The organism is Ralstonia sp. 25C, assembly GCF_051904805.1.
Lineage (GTDB): Bacteria > Pseudomonadota > Gammaproteobacteria > Burkholderiales > Burkholderiaceae > Ralstonia.
The window spans coordinates 1,056,055-1,074,476 of record NZ_CP196738.1 but is presented as its reverse complement, the minus strand read 5'-3'; the positions used below and the strand labels follow the sequence as shown (position 1 = coordinate 1,074,476).

The 18,422-nt window shown below is 60.0% G+C and carries 15 protein-coding genes and 1 pseudogene; 9 read left to right on the top strand and 7 right to left on the bottom strand.

Annotated features, from left to right (window positions below):
- Window positions 1–67: 67 nt before the first annotated feature.
- Window positions 68–547, top strand: a complete 480-nt coding sequence (locus ACS7SF_RS23290) for a hypothetical protein (RefSeq protein ID WP_439892855.1) — start codon at window positions 68–70, stop codon at window positions 545–547.
- A 6-nt stretch (window positions 548–553) separates the two neighbouring features.
- On the opposite strand, the gene ACS7SF_RS23285 is transcribed toward ACS7SF_RS23290, so the two are convergent.
- Window positions 554–1,207, bottom strand: a complete 654-nt coding sequence (locus ACS7SF_RS23285) for a helix-turn-helix domain-containing protein (RefSeq protein WP_439892854.1) — start codon at window positions 1,205–1,207, stop codon at window positions 554–556.
- A 95-nt stretch (window positions 1,208–1,302) separates the two neighbouring features.
- Between ACS7SF_RS23285 and ACS7SF_RS23280 the strand changes: the two genes are divergently transcribed.
- From ACS7SF_RS23280 to ACS7SF_RS23260, 5 genes are all read left to right on the top strand, one after another.
- Complete coding sequence (locus ACS7SF_RS23280; protein WP_439892853.1) at window positions 1,303–2,595, top strand: MFS transporter; 1,293 nt, start codon at window positions 1,303–1,305, stop codon at window positions 2,593–2,595.
- A 17-nt stretch (window positions 2,596–2,612) separates the two neighbouring features.
- Window positions 2,613–4,136 (top strand): amidase, encoded by a 1,524-nt coding sequence (locus ACS7SF_RS23275; RefSeq protein ID WP_439892852.1) that lies wholly within the window; start codon window positions 2,613–2,615, stop codon window positions 4,134–4,136.
- 31 nt (window positions 4,137–4,167) lie between these two features.
- The gene (locus tag ACS7SF_RS23270; RefSeq protein ID WP_439892851.1) at window positions 4,168–4,530 is read left to right on the top strand and encodes a RidA family protein; all 363 of its coding nucleotides are present in this window, start codon (window positions 4,168–4,170) and stop codon (window positions 4,528–4,530) included.
- A gap of 10 nt (window positions 4,531–4,540) precedes the next feature.
- The gene (locus ACS7SF_RS23265) at window positions 4,541–5,794 is read left to right on the top strand and encodes an NAD(P)/FAD-dependent oxidoreductase (RefSeq protein WP_439892850.1); all 1,254 of its coding nucleotides are present in this window, start codon (window positions 4,541–4,543) and stop codon (window positions 5,792–5,794) included.
- Between the two features lie 231 nt (window positions 5,795–6,025).
- Window positions 6,026–6,583 carry a hypothetical protein gene (locus ACS7SF_RS23260; protein WP_439892849.1) on the top strand — a complete coding sequence of 186 codons (558 nt, stop codon included), beginning with the start codon at window positions 6,026–6,028 and terminating at the stop codon, window positions 6,581–6,583.
- A 90-nt stretch (window positions 6,584–6,673) separates the two neighbouring features.
- On the opposite strand, the gene ACS7SF_RS23255 is transcribed toward ACS7SF_RS23260, so the two are convergent.
- The gene (locus tag ACS7SF_RS23255; protein ID WP_439892848.1) at window positions 6,674–7,333 is read right to left on the bottom strand and encodes a glutathione S-transferase family protein; all 660 of its coding nucleotides are present in this window, start codon (window positions 7,331–7,333) and stop codon (window positions 6,674–6,676) included.
- A gap of 265 nt (window positions 7,334–7,598) precedes the next feature.
- Here ACS7SF_RS23255 and ACS7SF_RS23250 point away from each other — a divergent pair, with 265 nt between their 5' ends.
- Together ACS7SF_RS23250 and ACS7SF_RS23245 are read left to right on the top strand one after the other, a co-directional pair.
- Window positions 7,599–8,954, top strand: a complete 1,356-nt coding sequence (locus tag ACS7SF_RS23250) for a polyhydroxyalkanoate depolymerase (protein ID WP_439892847.1) — start codon at window positions 7,599–7,601, stop codon at window positions 8,952–8,954.
- 101 nt (window positions 8,955–9,055) lie between these two features.
- Window positions 9,056–10,228 (top strand): hypothetical protein, encoded by a 1,173-nt coding sequence (locus tag ACS7SF_RS23245; protein WP_439892846.1) that lies wholly within the window; start codon window positions 9,056–9,058, stop codon window positions 10,226–10,228.
- A gap of 42 nt (window positions 10,229–10,270) precedes the next feature.
- Here the strand turns inward: ACS7SF_RS23245 and ACS7SF_RS23240 are convergent.
- From ACS7SF_RS23240 to ACS7SF_RS23220, 5 genes and pseudogenes are all read right to left on the bottom strand, one after another.
- Window positions 10,271–10,447: pseudogene (locus ACS7SF_RS23240) on the bottom strand (cyanase); the annotation flags it as partial.
- Window positions 10,448–10,984: 537 nt separating this feature from the next.
- Window positions 10,985–12,880: a hypothetical protein gene (locus tag ACS7SF_RS23235; protein WP_439892845.1), complete on the bottom strand. Its 1,896-nt coding sequence runs from the start codon at window positions 12,878–12,880 to the stop codon at window positions 10,985–10,987.
- Window positions 12,881–12,968: 88 nt separating this feature from the next.
- On the bottom strand, window positions 12,969–14,678 hold the full coding sequence (locus ACS7SF_RS23230; protein ID WP_439892844.1) for a site-specific integrase: 1,710 nt from the start codon (window positions 14,676–14,678) through the stop codon (window positions 12,969–12,971).
- Window positions 14,671–15,936: a tyrosine-type recombinase/integrase gene (locus ACS7SF_RS23225; protein WP_439892843.1), complete on the bottom strand. Its 1,266-nt coding sequence runs from the start codon at window positions 15,934–15,936 to the stop codon at window positions 14,671–14,673. Before ACS7SF_RS23225 ends, ACS7SF_RS23230 begins: the two co-directional genes overlap by 8 nt.
- Window positions 15,937–16,176: 240 nt before the next feature.
- Window positions 16,177–16,878: a hypothetical protein gene (locus ACS7SF_RS23220; protein WP_439892842.1), complete on the bottom strand. Its 702-nt coding sequence runs from the start codon at window positions 16,876–16,878 to the stop codon at window positions 16,177–16,179.
- Window positions 16,879–16,985: 107 nt separating this feature from the next.
- Here ACS7SF_RS23220 and ACS7SF_RS23215 point away from each other — a divergent pair, with 107 nt between their 5' ends.
- Window positions 16,986–17,222 carry a hypothetical protein gene (locus ACS7SF_RS23215; RefSeq protein ID WP_439892841.1) on the top strand — a complete coding sequence of 79 codons (237 nt, stop codon included), beginning with the start codon at window positions 16,986–16,988 and terminating at the stop codon, window positions 17,220–17,222.
- Window positions 17,223–18,422 lie beyond the last annotated feature (1,200 nt).

Genomic DNA, 18,422 nt, shown 5'->3' with positions numbered 1-18,422 from the left:
ATTTCCTTTGCGCGATAAAAAACCGGATCAACCGGTCCGGCCAAGCTCTACAACTTCGGGTGTCACCATGAAACGCCATCGCATCATTCTCTCCGCACTGCTACTGACCACGGGCCCGCTGGCCGGCACCGTGCACGCTGCGCCCGATTGCGTGGGCACCGCCGCGCCGTTCTTTGAAACCGGCGACATCCAGTGGCAATGGAACGCTGCGCTCAAGGCCCACGAGCACATGATCTGCGGCGATGCCACCACGCCGGGCAAGCCGTTCATCCAGATGCTGAAGTTTCCGCCCAACTACGTGGGCAGCCGCCACAACCATCCGATCGATCGCGTGGTGATCGTGGAAAGCGGCAAGTGGATTTCCACCACCTACGACGGCCCCAAGGGCGCGGCGGAAGAACACGTGATCACCGCCGGCAAAAAGTACTACGAGCCGGCGTACTACGACCACAGCTTTGCCACCGGAGAAGACGGCGCCGTCATCTACGTGCTGGGCTGGTCCGGCCCGAACATCCGCCTCGACCCAAACTACAAGCACGCAGATTGATCCCGCTTAGATCACGTCACCCAGATCGCGCACATCGGTGCCGGTGCAGCACGCAAGGATTTCGGCCGGCTCTTCGCTGACGGACAGATAGACATGGCCGACGGCGCTGTCGAAATACAGGCTGTCGCCGGGCGCCAGGCGAAATGCCTCGCCGTTCTCAAAGCGCAGTTCGATTTCGCCGCCCAGCACGAAGACGAACTCTTCGCCTGGATGGCGGATGTAGTCGGGAAAATCGTCGACCGAGCGTGCGCGGATGTGTGCCCGCATCGGCAGCATGCGTTTGCCGGTCAGCGCGTCGGCCAGCATGCCGTATTCATAGTTCGGCGTGTCGTAGATGACCTGACCGCCCGAGGGCGTGAAGGTCGGACGCAACGGGCCGGCATCGGGCGTGCGGCGCCGGCCGAGCAGTTGCTCGAATTCCAGCCCCAGTGCTTGCGCCAGGCCCGCAAACTTTTCATACGTGAGGGCAATGTCGCCGCGCTCCGCTTTGGAGATGGTCAACAGCGCCACGCCAGAACGCTCCGACAGCTCCTGCAGCGTCAGCCCATGCGCCTTGCGCGCCTCGCGGATGCGCGCGCCCACTTCCTGATGGTTGAGCTGCGCCGGGGCCTCATCGGCGGGTAAATCGTCTTGGATGGCGGCTTTTGTGCTCGATGCCACGCGCTGTCTCCGGGTTTTCTCGTATACGAGAATTTAATTTTTCTCGTATACGATAACTTAAACCCTTGCCAGCCTCCAACCCCTAGGAGAGCCCCGTGTCGACACTCGCCCTCGACAGCCGCCCCGCGCTGTCACGCACGCAAGTCATTGCCGCCACCACCATCGGCACGGCGCTCGAGTTCTACGACTTCACCATCTACAGCTACTTCGCCATCCAGATCGGGCAACTGTTCTTTCCTTCGGCCTCGCCGGTGAACCAGTTCCTGTTGTCGATCGGGGTGTTTGGCGTGGGCTTTGTGGTGCGGCCACTGGGCGGCGTGATCATCGGCGCGTATGCCGACCGCGCCGGCCGCAAGAAGGCGATGGTGCTGACCATCATGATGATGGCGCTGTCGTGCGCATTGATCGCCACCGCGCCCACGTACGCCACGGCGGGCATCTTCGCGCCGATGATCGTGCTGGCTGCGCGGCTGATGCAGGGCTTTGCCGCCGGCGGCGAATTCGGGCCGGGCACCACGCTGCTGGTCGAATATGCGACCGACCGCACACGCGCATTCTTCGCCAGTTGGAACTTCGCAGCCACGGCGTTGGGGCTCGCGCTGGGCGCGGCAGTGGCCACGCTCATCAACGTGACGCTATCCAAAGAAGCGGTGCTGGCCTGGGGCTGGCGGCTGCCGTTCCTGTTGGGCATCTTCGCGGCGCCCATGGGCATGCTGATCCGCCGCCGGCTGGAAGAAACGCTGGACAACCGCGCCGCTGCACCCGGACACGCCAAGCCCCAAGGCGCACTCAAGGCCGCGCTCACCACGCATTGGAAACTCACCGTGCTTGGCACGTTTGCAGAGCTGGGCGGCTCGGTGTCGGTGTACATCACCGCGTTCTTCCTGCCGAGCCACGCAGTGCGCACGCTGCATATGTCGCCGACGGCTGCCGTGGCCTCGGGCGTGGTCAGCTCGCTGGTGCTGTTCGTGGCTGCACCGATTGCCGGCCGTCTGGCCGATCGCTACACCCGCAAGCGCGTGCTGGTCACCTCGCGCATCATCATGCTGCTGGCGGTGTATCCGGCGTTTGCGTTCCTGGGCGCGCATCCGACGCCGCTGACGCTGTACGCGGTGTCGGCCTTGTTGGCGGTGTTCGTGGCTGCGCAGATCGTGCCGGTGCTGGTGATGATTCCCGAGCTGTTTCCCAAGCACGTGCGCGCCACGGGCATTGCGCTCACGTATGTGGTGAGCGCATCGTTCTTCGGCGGGTTCTCGCCGTTCATTGCGAGCTGGCTGGTGGAGCGCACCGGCAACTCGCTGGCGCCAGCGTGGTACGTAGCGGCGGCATGCCTGGTGTCATTGGTGCCGGTGATCTGGCTGCGCGATCGCACGGGTGAAGCGCTCTAAATGGATTGAGGACTGCTATGTCGCACAACGACCCACTCGTCACCCTGTCCGCCGTAGAACTGCGCCGCCTGATCGGCGCCAAGGAAATCTCGCCCGTCGAGCTGCTCGATGCCTGCATTGCGCGCATCGAAGCCATCAACCCCGCCGTCAACGCCGTTACGGCAACGTGCTTTCCGCAGGCGCGTGAAGCCGCAAAAGCCGCCGAACGCGCAGTGCTCAAGGGCGAACCGCTCGGCCTGTTGCACGGCCTGCCGCTGGGTGTGAAAGACCTGGAAGACACTGCCGGCTTGCTGACGACGTATGGCTCCCCCACCGCGCGCAGCAACGTGCCGACGCAGGATGTGGTGCTGGTCGAACGGCTGCGGGCCGCAGGCGCCGTGCTGGTCGCAAAGACCAACGTGCCGGAGTTTGGCGCGGGCGCCAACACGCGTAACCCGGTGTGGGGTGCCACCGGCAACCCGTTCAATCCGATGCTGAATGCGGGCGGTTCGTCCGGGGGTGCGGCGGCGGCGCTGGCGTGCGACATGCTGCCCATCTGCACCGGCTCCGACACCGGCGGCTCGCTGCGCATTCCGGCCTCCAAATGCGGCGTGGTGGGCTTTCGTCCATCGCCGGGCTTGGTGCCGAATTCGCGCAAGAAGCTGGGCTGGACGCCCATCTCCGTCGTCGGCCCGATGGGGCGCACGGTGGCCGAAGCGTGCCTGCAACTCGCGGCCACAGCCGGCCTCTCGGCGAGCGACCCGCTCAGCTATGCCGTGGACCCGCTCAGCTTCATCACACCCTCGCCTATCGATCTCTCCACCCTGCGCGTTGGCTGGACGGAAGACTTCGGCTGCTGCGATGTCGACGCCAGCATCCGCACCCTCTTCCGCGAGCGCATTGCGGCCATCGCGCCAATGTTCCAATCGTGCGAGCCCGTGCAGTTTGACTTGGGTGACGTACACCGCTGCTTTGACGTGATCCGCGCAGAGAGCTTTGTCGCCGGCCTGCACGACGCCTACACGCGCGATCCGGCCTCGATCGGCCCCAACTCGCGTGCCAACTACGAGCTGGGCGCCGCGATGACGCTGGCTGACTGCGCGTGGGCACAGGCGGAGCAAACCCGCATCCTCAAACGCTTCCAGGCGGCGTTCAGTCAGTACGACGTAATCCTCTCGCCGACGACACCGGTGTCGCCGTTCCCGTGGAGCGAGCTGTATGCCACGCACATCGACGGCCGCGCGCAAGAGAACTACTACCGCTGGCTGGCGCTGACCTACGTCGTTACGCTGACCACGCATCCGGCGCTGTCATTGCCATGCGGTGTCGACCACGACGGCATGCCGTTCGGCCTGCAGATCGTCGGCCCCTTTCATGGCGACCGCAAAACGCTGGCCGTGGCGCATGCGCTTGAGCAGGCGTTCGACGCGTCTGCTACGCTGCGTCGTCCGCGTCCGGACCTCGCCAAGCTGGCACAACCGACGCCGGCACTGCAATCCATCGTCACTGCGCCGCCGGTGTTCGATGCCACCACGAGTGGCGTGGGCACCTCGGCCGTCTGAACCTACAACAGACCCCTTCTCGATACTCGACATGACCGACATCCAACGCTTCCACACCAACGCCCGCATGAGCCAGATCGTGATTGCCAACGGCATCGTGCATCTGGCCGGCCAAGTGCCTGACGCCGCCTTCGATTTCAAGTCGGTGACCGAGCAGACCAACAACATCCTCGCGCGCATCGACGCGCTGCTGGCCGACGCCGGTGTCAACAAGACGCGCCTGATCTCGGCCAACATCTGGCTGACCGACGCCAAGCACTTCGCCGAGCTGAACGCCGCATGGGAAGCCTGGGTGCCTGCCGGCCACGCGCCCACGCGCGCCTGCGTGCAGTCGGGCCTGATGCGCCCGGGCATCGACGTGGAAATCGCTGTGACGGCGCTGGCCAAGGGCTGAGGAGCCGCCCATGCGCTTTGACACCCTTGTGCTGGGCGCCGGCATTGTCGGCGTATCGGTGGCGGTGCACTTGCAGAAACGCGGGCGCGCCGTCGCCCTCGTGGATCGCCGGGCGCCGGGCTTTGAAACGTCGTTCGGCAATGCGGGGCTGATCCAGCGCGAGGGTGTGTATCCGTATGCGTTTCCGCGCGATCTGGCGACGCTGCTGCGCTACGCGGGCAACACGTCGGCGGACGTGCACTACCACCCCGGCGATTTACCCCGGTTGCTGCCGTTTCTGTGGCAGTACTGGCGCAATTCGCATCCGACGCGGCACGCCGCCATTGCGCGGGCGTATGCGCCGCTCATCGCGCACAGCGTGAGCGAGCATCGCGCGCTGGCGGAAGCAGCCGGCGCCATGCACTTGATCCGCCCGAGCGGCTGGATCAAGGTCTTCCGCAATGCCGCCACGCAAGACAAGGAAACGCGCAACGTCGAGCGCTGGCAACGCGAATACGGCGTCGCCTTTGAAGCGCTGGACCCCGCGCGCCTGCGCGAGGGGGAGCCCCATCTGGACACATCGCTGCTGGGCGGCCTGCGCTACACGGAAGCCGATTCCGTGAGCGACCCGAACGCGCTGGTGACGGCGTATGCGAAGTACTTCGAGCAACTTGGCGGCCGTCTGGTTGAAGCCGATGCCAACACGCTGACGCCTAACGCGCCGTGGCTCTTGCAGACGAAGGCCGGCGAGCTGCGCGCAGACAACGTCGTCGTCGCCATGGGCCCATGGTCGGACGTGCTGACATCGCGCCTGGGCTACAGCCTGCCGCTGGCCGTCAAGCGCGGTTATCACATGCATTACGCACCGGCGGACGGTGCGCAGTTGAACCACCCGGTGCTGGATGCCGACGGCGGCTACGTGCTGGCCCCGATGGCACGTGGCATCCGCCTGACCACCGGCGCCGAGCTCGCCCACCGCGACGCGCCGAAAACGCCCGTGCAGTTGAACGCTGTCGAACCTGTCGCACGCACGCTCTTCCCGCTGGCCGAACGTATCGATGCGGAACCGTGGATGGGCGCCCGCCCCTGCACGCCCGACATGCTGCCGATCATCGGGCCGGCGCCGCACCACGCGAACATGTGGTTCGCGTTTGGCCACGCACACCACGGCCTGACGTTGGGCCCCATCACCGGACGCTTAATTGCAGAAATGATGGCGGGCGAAACACCGGCTGTGGATGCTCACCCGTTCCGTGCGCAACGCTTCTGGGATTCGGCTCGCTAGCTCAGGTCAGGTCACGCCCGCCGTGGCGCAGGTCCTTGATCGACAAGTCATCATCCGACCCGCGCCGCTACAACTTTCAGCGCAGAAACCCGCTCGGCGAACGGCTTGCCCTGCTCCAGCGAAATCATCCGCACGGTAGCGCCACGTCCATACCCCACTTCATGTCCGCCACATGTGCCGCACTTTGCTTTACGCTGCACCGCCTCAACACTCTCCGATATTCGATTCGCCATGAAACGCCTGCTACTGACCGCGCTGTGCCTGTCGAGCACCGCAGCCTTCGCCAAGGGTCCGGTTTTACTGGAAACCCCGATCACCTATCTGCCTGACGCAGGCGTGGTGCAGTCGATCAAGGATGAATGCAAGATCGAAGACATGCTAGCCAAGCACATGGGCGGCGTGCTGCGCAAGATCGACAAGGCCGACAACGTCACCATCGCCGCCGGCAGCGATGCGGGCGATGCATCTGTGTTGCGTTTGCAGATCTCGCACGTGCTGGGCGTCGGTGGCGGCGCCTGGACAGGCCCCAAGGCCATCACGGTCGTGGCCTCGCTGCTTCAGGACGGCAAGGTGGTGCGTCAGACCAAGATCAACCGCTGGACAATCGGCGGCATGTGGGGCGGCTTCAAGGGCACGTGTTCGATTCTGGAGCGTAGCGCCACCGCCATCGGCAAGGACCTGGGCCGCTGGGCACGCGATCCGTCCTACACGATCAAGAACGAGGACCCGCCTGCCGAAGCCGCATCGGCCCCGGCTGCGCAAACCGCGTCGGCGGAAAAGCAGCAATAAGCGCAGCGAGACCGATCGGTGTTTGCGCCGATGGCGGGCACGCCGCCATCGCGCTTCGGAGTCCGGCGGGAAGCGCGTCAGAACCCCGCCCTAAAACTCCATATCCAGCTCGTCAATATCTTCCTTCTCGGCCTTTGCCTCGGCAATCCATTCGGCAACGTGCGGGTGCGCGAGCACGCGCATGCAGTACTCGGCGATCTCCGGATCGAGCTTGACGTCGTAGGTCAGGAATCGCATGACGACGGGCGCATACATGGCGTCGGCCATGCTGATCTCACCAAACAGCCAGGGGCCGCCGTACTGGGCTAGGCATTCGCGCCAGATGAGCGTGATCCGCTCGATGTCGTGCTGCGCGCGCGACCAGATGCGGAAGTTCGGAAAATGTGCGCGCAAGTTCATCGGCAGAGCGGAGCGCAGCGCGCTGAAACCCGAATGCATCTCGCCGCAGATTGCGCGGCAATGTGCGCGAGCATGCCGGTCGGCGGGCAACAGCTTGGCCTCGGGTGAGAGTTCGTTGAGGTATTCGGCAATCGCCAGCACGTCCCACACCTTGCGGCCCTCGTGCGTGAGGCACGGCACCAGGATCGACGGCGACAGCAGCAGCAATTCCGCGCGCGATGAGGCATCGATCGGCACGCTCACCGTCTCGAACGGCAGGCCGCTCAATTTGGCGAGCAACCACCCACGCATCGACCACGACGAATAATTGCGGCTGCTGATGGTGAGCGTGGTCAGGTCGGCGGATTTCATCTCGGTCCCCGGTTGTCGCGTTTCCAATCCGGTGCATGGTCGGCGCCAGGCACCTTGCCGGTGCGCTGTCTGCACTCCTGCGCTGCAAGGGCGCAGGCCGCGCCGCGCCCGGCGTGAATGCCGCGCAAAGCCTGTGCCAGTCATCACCAGCACGCATGCGGTTTCCCGCCCACCGGCGCCTGAGTTGGCACACGTATTGCCTGCTTCGCTCGACCTGCTTTCACGTCCGTTCGCGTGCATTCACGTGTCCTGCGGCGCAATCGCCATGAACCTGCTCGCGTATCCCCTCTACCAGTGGCTCTCCGAATGCCTGCGGCCCGCGCGGGCATGGGCCTCGTTCTCGCGGCTGGCGATGGCGCAGTGGCCACCCTCGACCGAGCACCCGACTGGCCGCGCCATCGATGCTTGGCTCGAACTGCTGGAATGCAGCGCGATCACGCACCGCCGCCCGTCGTTCGGCATCGACAGCGTTGAGGTCAACGGCCAGGCGGTGCCGGTGGTGGAAGACACCGCGATGCAAACGCCGTTCGGCACCCTCGTGCATTTCCGCAAGGCCACACCCACGCGGCAACCGCGTGTGCTGGTTGCCGCGCCCTTGTCCGGCCACTTCGCCACGCTGCTGCGCGGCACGCTGCGCACGATGCTGGCCGACCACGACGTGTATGTGACGGACTGGCATAACGCACGCGACATTCCCGTTTCAGCCGGGCGCTTCGGCTTTGATGAATACGTCGGCCACCTGATCGACTTCATCCGCCACATCGGCCCGGATGCACACGTGCTGGCCATCTGCCAGCCGACCGTAGCCGCGCTGTCGGCGGTCTCGCTCATGGCCGCCGACAACGACCCCGCGCAGCCGGCCAGCCTCACACTCATGGCCGGCCCCATCGATTGCCGCGTGGAGCCAACCGCAGTCAATGCATTGGCAAACAGCAAGCCGATCGAATGGTTCGAGAAGAACCTGATCGGCGTCGTGCCGCCCGGCTTTGTGGGCGAGCAGCGCCGCGTGTATCCGGGCTTCGTGCAGTTGAGCGCGTTCATGTCGATGAATTCGGATCGTCACGTGCAATCGTTTGAAGAGCTGTACTACCAGCGCGCGAAGGGGGACCCTGCCAAGGCAAACACGATCCGCGCCTTCTACGACGAATATCTCGCCACGTGCGACCTCACCGCCGAGTTCTATCTGGAAACGGTCGAAAAGGTGTTTCAGCAATACGCACTGCCGCTCGGCCAGCTGATAGTCGGCGGCAGACTGGTTGAACCGGCAGCAATCCATCGCACCGCGCTGCTGACGGTCGAGGGCGAGAAGGACGACATCTGTGCAGTCGGGCAAACCGTGGCCGCGCAAGACCTCTGCTCGGGGCTGCCGCCGTATCTGAAGACCCACCATGTGCAAGCCGGTGTGGGGCACTACGGCGTGTTCAACGGCAGCAAATGGGAAAAGCAGATCTACCCGATTGTGCGCGCCACCATCCACGACAACGAGCCCTTCGATGCCAGCACCACCGCCGGCGACGCAGACAACGCCCACCGCGTCACGCTATGGGCGCTGCTCAATGCACAAGCGTCGAGCCAGACCGTCACGCGCGGGCGCTCGCGCAAGGTGGCGGTCACAAACTGACCCCCAAGGTCGGTGTCAGCGAGGCGTAATTTGGACGGACGAGGATCGAGCCACGAGCGGGTCATTCTCCATCGACGTTGATCGATTCACGGAGGGTTGCGATGAACACTCACACCACGGAGTCCCCACGCGCTTCGAGCCTGTTGCATCCGGCCGGCCAGCCCATCCGCCTCAATACGGGGGACTTCGTTGCCATCGATCGCCGCCAGGATGCCAAGTACGAGGCGACCTATCGCCCGCAGGCACTCTACAGCCGCGCCGACGAAGGCTTTGCCGCCAACAACGAAGCCTTTCTGCTGCATGAGGTCGCCACCAACCGGCCGATCTACCTGGAAGACACGGGCCCGACCGATTTCCACACGCATCTGCCGCCGGGCGCCTTCCAGTTCGTGCTGGTCACATCGGGCGTGTTTACGTTCGACTACGATGGCCGGCTGCATTACGTCGGCCCCGGCTCGGTGATCCTGCAAAGCGCGATCGTGCATCGGCAGCTTTTCTACACGTGGTCTGGCCTGTCTACGGAAGACAACTTGAGCACGCCGCAAACCGTGGTGCCCGATGCGCTTTCCATGGGTTGCTCGGGCAAGTTTCTCGAAGCGTTCATCACCGATCCGACCACGTTTCCCAACCCCACGATCGTGCCGCCAGCACTGATCAACGAAGCCGAAACGCCGCGCATCGCCTGGAGCCATCCGGTGCATGATCGGCCGGCAGGCGCAGGCTTCTGGGTGCAAGACCCGCTGGAGTTGAATGCGCTCTACAGGCCGTTGGCCGGCGATTCCATCCGATCGCCCGAACCGGTGTACGTGCGCGACACTGGCATCGAAGCGCCAAGCGGCCAGCTTGTGACGGGACACCTCATCGCCACCGACCCTCACGGCGAGTCAAGCCTGCCCAAGAGCCAGGCGGGCACGGTCGACGCGGCTTCCTTTTCGAAGGGCGAGGTGGTCATCTACCGCGTCATTCGCGGCACGGCCACATTCAAGGACGGCGCGGGCAAGCTGTTTGAACTGACCGCCGGCGACGTGGTGACGGCGGGCCAGCATTCGGTCGCGCTCGTCGGCATGGACGAAGACACGCAGATTCTCCGGCTTGGCCTGCTGCAGAACATCGAGAATCTGCGCAGTTGGACGCCCGCGCAATGCGAAGAGATCGACGGTTTGGCGGGCCGCATCATTACCAAGACCGAGACGCGCCCGCAGCGGACCGAGGGCAAGCCGGTCGGGTATCTCTACGAAGCAGTCGCCGCATCCAACGGAAACACCGGCCGCTGACCGACGAGCACGACAGCAGCGGCGGCGATGGCGCGTAACGGTTCAGTAGGTCTTGTACGGCAGGAACTTGCCGCTCATGACGATGCGTACCCGATCGCCCTTGGGGTCGGGCTCGCGCTGGACGTCCATGTTGAAGTCGATCGCGCTCATGATGCCGTCGCCAAACTCTTCGTGGATCAGCGCTTTGAACGTGGTGCCGTACACGCTGATAGCGTCCACCCGCGAATAGCAGATGTATGGACACGGCGGAAACCCTTATAACTAGGCGCTTCCGCGCCAGGGGCCGATGTCCACAGCAAAAGCCGACAGATCCGGGCTGTCGTGCTGCGGATGTCCATACCTCACCGCCTTCTGATTGGCGTTGGCGGCGGCAGCACTTCATCGAGTCTTCGTTGAAGCGACTGCACCTCTTCGGTGAGTTCCAGGATCCTCCGGTTTGCGCTAGCCATTAGCGATTGTGCCGCGTCGCGTTGCTTTATAAGATCCGCCTTTAGTTCTCGATCAAATCGCGTTGCGCAGCGACGCGCGATTTTCGACCGATGTTGAGACGCACCGTCATTTCCTCGAATCTCAACATATGCCTGGATCTCTCGAACTAGAGATGGGAATCTTGATTTCTTTAATGCCGAAGGATCGCACCCTGCCTCTCTAGCGACGTTATTCTGCGAAACTGTAGCATCCGAATTAAGTATCTCCGGGTTGCCATTCTTGAGGCGCTCGAATGCCTGCCTAAATCGATCCTCAGCACTCGTCAATTCACTTCCGCTCAACGACATTCAAAAAACTCTCCATTCCGATCCGTTCTTTTTCCAGTGCTTTATAACGCGGACTATCCTCTGACAATCGCGCCATTTCCGCGAGCAACCATTCGAGGTTTCTTTTAACTTGAGGCGCCTTAGTCCGATCAAAAATCGCGTCCACGCACGGTTTAGTTCCACCCCCGCCAGCGCAGTGCGTGATGGACTCCACTCCGCCATACTCACACGGCCCCGACTTAAGACACCCACCCAACCTTGTTTGGCGATATGAGATCTTTCCATTCTTCGCCCAATTGACCAGTTTCGTTTCGTCCTTGCTACTCAGCAAAGTAACAACGGAGTGCTGATTCCGATCGACAGGATGCGGTGGGACAAATCGCTCACTCATGGCACCCTTAATTCTCAACGCCAGTGCTTCATACATAGCGGTTACAATCGTAGCCTCTACACTTTCATTGAGGTGCAACCGGGTGTAGCCGCGGGCATAGTAGAGTGGCATTAGCCTAGAACTATGCTTCATCTGCAGCTGCATCGAGCTGTCGGAGATAATTCCCGACGAGAACATATTCACTGCACCCGTGCGACGATACTGGTGCCAGGCCAGCGGCCACACCTTACCGACGGCGTATTCATTCTCTGGCAAGTTTGGCGTTAGCTTTCTTGCGATTCTGAGATCCTTCTCGGAAATTCGCATTTTCTCCACATCGAATAGCCGCGGATAAGTTTCTATGATTTCTGATACAGGTGGTACGGGCGGCCGAAGGTCATAGCGTCTTAGTTTTTTCGTTCCCCACGGCTCCGTTGCGAAACTTCGAAGATATGGGTCTACCCGATCTAACGGTGTTAGCATCAACTTCGGGTTCGCTTCGTCACATCGAACTCTCAGGCGCGCAATCACCGTCATTGCCTCGACCGCCACAGAAACACTCGGACTCGCAACCCATCTGGCGTCGGAATCTTGAATAGTTTTGGTAGTTTCTCCACAGATGACCGGCACGCGCCCCAGCTTCTCGTCTGTCTCCCATAGGAGACAGGAGGCTCGTAGAGCTGCTACTTCCTCCTTTCTTTGGAGGGTGAAGTTGGCGATGTAGGCAAGACCCGCGAGCACAACCATGTTCATGTAGGTGGACATCGCTCGCGGCGTCAACCTGTTCGATGGGCTTGGCACCCAGGTCCTAAGCAGCTCTTCAATACCAAAACGTCTGGCCGTATCGGAAAACGGCCCTAGGCTTCTGCCCGAGCCAAAAGGTGTCTTCCAGTTATCTCTGCCGGCCACAGCAGCTTGCAGCGAACCAAGGCTTGCCTCATAAGCATCAATGCAAAAATTGAAACAGGCCACAACTTGGTCACGATGCGCGAGAAACTGATCGAGGCACTCACGTAGGCGACCAACCTGATACGACCAGATGCGTGGGGGAATGTATGCTGTCTGCACTCTCTCTTGGTCGAGCGGCGCAGTTGCCCATCGCTTCAATGCTGGCGGGTCAAGGACAACGAATCCGACGGCGGCGCGCGCTGTGTATAGCCGGTGAAATTCCTTAATGTCGCTTAGTCTTCTACTCGGTGTCATAACGCTAGGAAGTTGCTCCACCACCTTCGGAAAGCGCGCGAGATCACTCGCCAAGATGCTGTTGCGGTTGCACAAGGAGACGACCGCCCGAGCCATATTATGGAAGGCTAGCAATGCGGCAATCGAGCGAACGGCGCGAGGTCCCCACATGCGCCACGTAACAAGAACTCGAAGCAAATCAGCGTTGCGAGAATCGAGATAGCTTCGTCGAGGGTCCTCACCATCACCAAAATTCAGGGTGAATGCTCTACCCGCCAGTGGGGCCAAATTCCAAATTGCGTCGCCCCACCGAGACAGCACGGTTCCGTCGACATCGATGCTCACAGGCCAATCTCGCGGAGGCGGCCAACTTGGCGGTCGAAAACAAGGCGAGGATTCAGTGATCCAATTCGGTTTGAGGGCCAGACCAAGGTCAATGATCCGCGCTTTCATAGCCCTCACCCTCAACTTCGTTGATCAATAGTGCCCAGTCGGGGTGGTAGCTTCCCTCGTCTAACCTCGCCATCGACTCCGCGACCCAGTCATTACGGACGGCATTGGAATCACGGAACCACGCTAATTTTTTGCTGATACGCTTTATCGCATGATCCGCCGGGTGCTCACTTTTTTCTCCTGTCGGAGGACAGTACCTGGCCACCTCGACAGTCTTGAGGTGTCTAAAGGAGGTCAAGGCCCATATGTAGTCGAAAGAATCAATATCTCGATGATGTGCACACCATAGGCATCCCGAAGGATGGAGGCAGTCAGGACTCGGGGCGGACTGCGGCTTAAAGGAAACGACTTCTGGCTTGCCATTGCAAGCACCTGCCACTATCGAAGCGTGCGGTGTATTCGTAGTTAGATGCGGATCGGCTTTGCTCCAGAACCGCGTAATCTCCGCAATCGCCACCTGCTGGGAGGGATCTTCATAGTTGCGGAATAGCGTCTGCTTACTATGCTGCGCCATCTCTGCAGTTAGATCTGCATCCCCGCTGCGACGCAGCAGCCAGTTGACCCGTGTATTGCGTAGCGTTCTTGGAGATACCCACTTTATACCCACTTCGGCACACGCTTTTTTTATAGACCAAAATGATGGCACCCTATCTTCGTGCGCTTTCCTGCGTGCCAGAGGGAACAACCTCACTTCATCCGGGAAAACGGACCTACGCCATTCCAGGTAGCGCTCAAAATGCCCGCGATACTCTCGATAGATCTCGAACAAAACTTCGCCACCTCGGCGCTTCTTGTAGTCTTTTACTTTGTAGCCATCTACATCGCTTGCATAGCAGAAATGCCGCAACTCAAGTCGGTGCGCCTGTGCAAGATTCATCCCTGTCTGGCCTATAAACATAAGCAGTTCCGCAGATGTGCGTAGGTTCGCGAGCGAGGACCGCGTACGCAGTGTCCCTTCCTCCTCAAATACGGCGCGTTTGGAGTGTTGCTTGTCCCGCCAGTCCTCGAGGGGCATCAAACCGCTGTAGCGGTGCAGTTCGCGGCCATCTCTCAATGAAATACGAGCAGGTAGCTGACCCCATAAAACGTCGATGGTCAGACCGTCGCAGATATCCTGCAATAGATGTCCGAAGTGAAACGTAATTTCGAGGTTCTGCTTGTCGGTCTTGAGGCCGCACCCCTTCTTCCGAGTATCGACCGCACTTACTAGCCTTGTTTGGTCAAATAGCCTGAATGATTCCTCAAATATCGAGTCTAGTATCTGCCCGACACCACTCCCCAAACTCTTTGCAGTGGAACCCATAATGCTCCTCTCGACACGCAAGCGATGAAGCAACGCATCCGTCCATCGCGTATACAGATCGATTGCAGTATCCATGGAAAGCAGGTGACCGCAGTCATCGACCCACTTTATAAATATGTTCATTCTTTGCAAATAACTTCTTACACTCGCGAAGGCGCTCCCGCTCTCAATCTTCAAGTTGATGCAGTCTCTAATTGAAGTTATCAAAATTATTCGCTCTGAAATCACCTCCCCCAGCATTCCGCTCTTAATTGATTCATAAACTCTGTTAAGGCGTGTCCCCGCGCCTCCAACGTATAACCATTTGACAAGGTCCCACTGCGTCTCGTGCTTCCCCAACGGCATACCGCTGATTTCCAGATTTGGAATATTATTTTTTTCATGCACGGAATCTTCTCCAATCACGATCCTTGATCCCGGAGAAGACTTCACTGAATTCGTTCGATACCGCCGCCTTCACGCGAGTTTCTCGAATAAATCGAACATAACGCAGAGTGGTAGCCTCCTTCTTATGAAGCATGGCATCGCGAACGAACGCTATCGCAGCCGCCTCATTGGCCACTCGAAGCGCAAGCTCCATCAACCATGTTCCGTACGTTGAACGTGTTTGATGAAACTTGAAGTTCCGCATAAAGTGATGACCACATCGAACAGCTCGACGCCGAATTTCGGTCATTAATCGATTGAAAGATCTCTCACGGTATGGGTTACCTCGTGAAGTCAGGAAAAGAACGTCGCAGAACTCTGTCGATGCCTTTGCCTGCCGACCCAACCTTTCCATGGAGTACGCATACCCTCTAAGTGTTTTGATGAGGAAATGAGGAACGAGTAGGTCTCCAGTGACGTTAAATTTGGTGCTCACTCCGGTACCGGGACCAACGGCAATTCGATAGAAGTTGGGCATCGTCAGATCAGGCATCGCGCCCTCGATATTTCTGACGTTCAACGTGGTGATTGTTCCAATTCGAGCACCTGTAAAGAAGCCCATGGAGAGCATCAGATGCATCTCCTCGAGTCGTTCGCTGGCGGTGAATTGCAGCAGTTCTTTCATGTGCTCGCCCCGCAAAGGGGTAAGCCCATCCTCGAGGACGAGACCCGGGCGAGCTCGGTTCGGGATAGAGAGATCCGAGACAAGGCGCTTCAATGTGCGCTCGAATCCCATGGAGTCGAAGTAGCGGATGGCCGCCATCCGATCAACCCACATAGGAGACTCGTGACTGACGAAGCCGCGAATCTGCGCGTAGCGATAGAACTGAATTACGGCGCCCATGCGCGCGGACGTGGTACTCGGTTTCAAATGTCCGCTATCACGTAGGTCGATGAGGTCTTTCCGATATCTCGCTAGCACACTGCCAGAACGATTTGCAGGGAAATGACGCCAGTCGCACCCCTCCTCCTCAAGCCAACAAGAGTAGGCGTACAAGTGCTTCATCAGAGCGGTGACGGTCTTGATATGAGCGCCGTGAATGCCACGGGCTCGCTCGATTGCCCAGTCATTGGCTTCCGCCCATCCCTCGCCTGTTGACCAGAAGATTTGCGGTAGTCGAGAGATGGAGCGCGCAAGCGCATCCAGTTCCCAGCGAGCCGTCCCGGCCTCCACTACCTCGCGCGCGAGGTGGAACTCTATGTATTCGAGATTGGACATAGCTGTCCGGTCTCCTCATTGGTTTGCGAACTACCCAACGCTCGCCTGCCCCTAAAGCCCGGCGCACACAGTGCGCGTGTGCAGTGGAATGGCGATTCGTGTGGGAGCATCAAGTGGACGTCCAGCATGGCCCGCTGCCGTTGACGGCAGTTGCGCCAAAGTCAGGACGAGCGGAGGTTGGCTGATGCGCTCCGCAGGTAAAAGAGCGCACTGCGGAGCGCATCAAACCGTCACATTGACTCAGTCGCGTATGTGTCCGATCGTGCAGAGAAGCACGTTTGGCCTATCAGATCCGCTCATTTCGGACATCTCTCCTTGGTGACTTCTTACCTTCGCACGACGCAGTCGCACTATCCGGCCAGGATGCTCTTTCTTGAGCTTCAAGATGTGTCTGTACAAAGCGCCTTGACCCTGCGCCAAACAAAACAAGGGATAGTCCGCGTCGGTGCGTCCTGCCTCACGCAGCAATTGCAGGAACCGGCTCCAAACATTGCCCAAAGTCACTGTTTGCAACTGATCCGGCTCGCATCCTTCTGGAAAGAACACCAGCCGTTTGATAGCGACGTCCAATCCCGGGATGTCTTTGAGCAACTGGCGCCACGCACCTGCAGCACCTTCTCGCGAGGTCACGGTCGCCACGCGCTCGTACTCCTTGCGAAAGGCACCAGGCACCAAAGCCCTATAGCCTTTGATTTGTCCGTCCGGGGCCGTCTCAAGACATAGCGTGACGAGCCATCTCACTCCGGCCCGGCTCAAGTCTTTTTGCCGCTCAATGGTCGCAAAAGGCTGGCAGTCGCGAGCCATGTCGACTACCTGCTTGCGCCAGATATACAACTGTCGCTTCGATTCACTGAGTGCCAGGAGGGTAGCCTGACTAGGGAGTGGCCACTCGATCAGCGCGAACTGAGAGGGGATGAGTGTTTGCGGTCGCCCTCGGGTCATGCTTTCGCTCCCGAGGCGATGTCAGCACGAAGATTGTTTCGCGTGAGGTATTTCGAATCAGAGTTTGCCGAGGTCTCTCGCTCGACGTAACGCAAGGCAGATGGAGCTTGCAGGCTCTGGCGAAGGCCTTTGCCGTCTGTTACGCGGCCGGCGGCAATGCCACAGCCAGTATTGAAGTTGGCCGCGGGGGTCCGGGCCGTGAACGCTTTAATCATGCGGGTTCCATTGAAAATGGTTACCCCGCCGCACAGAAAAAAAGGCGTAAACGCCCCTTGACTTCGGCAGAAACGATGCCAAAATCTCGTGTGTATGCAGCAGGAAAAGAGACGCTGCCCTTCTGGTAAAAGGGCACAGTCACGGGGTAGAGGGCAACGGTCTGTTGGCTTTCTCCTTACTGGTTGTTGATGCATCAAGCCGGCCCGGCAAGGCCGGCTTTTTTGCTTTGGTGCCTATGCGGCGGTTAGAAAAAGTGTGTCGGCAGTCCATCTGGGCCGCCGAAGCCTTGTGCTTCGTACGCCGAGACTACGCACAGCAGGTGTCGCTGCCCCTTACCCCTTGGCCTCAAATCGAGCACGGCGAACTCCATCCGCGACTGAACGCATTGGGCGCTTGCACGCCCGCGATATCAGCCTCCATCTGAGCATAAGAACGTCACATCTGATTAGCCTGAAAGTGTAGCAAGCTTTAAACCGCCTTTGCTACACCTCATCGCTTTTATCGCCTCGTATCGGCATTATATTTTGCATAGAATTTTGCTTGTTTTTATTCTCTGCACGGATGCTCGACGCGCCTCAATCACCCATAAACCCTTACGCCACAAGGATCTTATGAAGAACAATCCGGGAACTCTCGCTTTTTCCAAGTTCCCTCACAGAGGCGTGACATCAATCCTTGTCTCCGAGCGGAGTCGGGGGAATTTAATGGATCTCCAGCGCTTGACGACCCCTTGCCGATTGGAATTCATGCGCGCAAATTCTTGTAGCTCGATATTTTAAAAAAGAAAATCACACACGCCCCACTTTGCACGTGCAAAGTGGGGTTGCCTTGTACGAGCCACCGCACGCGACGATATGACTTTATATTTCAAAGCCAGGGATGCGAGTGCCCGCAGACCTCTGGCTACCAAGTAGCTCTCTATACGAGACAGTCTCGGGGACGGCGTGCACCGACCTTCGCGTAGCGTAGCTACTCGAGCGGACTCGCAGCCTGAGCGACCACACGTGTATGTTTGCGCGTCAAAGCTCTAAGGCACGCACACTTGTTATGCATTGCGGGAATTCCGGCGCCACGTAGTAGTCCGCTAGATTTGTATGATCAGCCCGGCATTGAATGCGAAGCTCTCTGCACTTCGCCCAGTCGGAGCATAGCCGCTCGGGTTGCAGATAACGCTGTAATCGAGATGCGTCCACGCTGGCCGTTTCGGTGTCGCGCGATAGGTTCGCTCGAGCCATCTTAAGAGAGAGAAAAGCAGCGGCCGTCGATCGAGTTTGAGGGCCTTTCGGCCGGTTACCTCAACGGAGGGCATTGCCAAATCCTGCACCGAC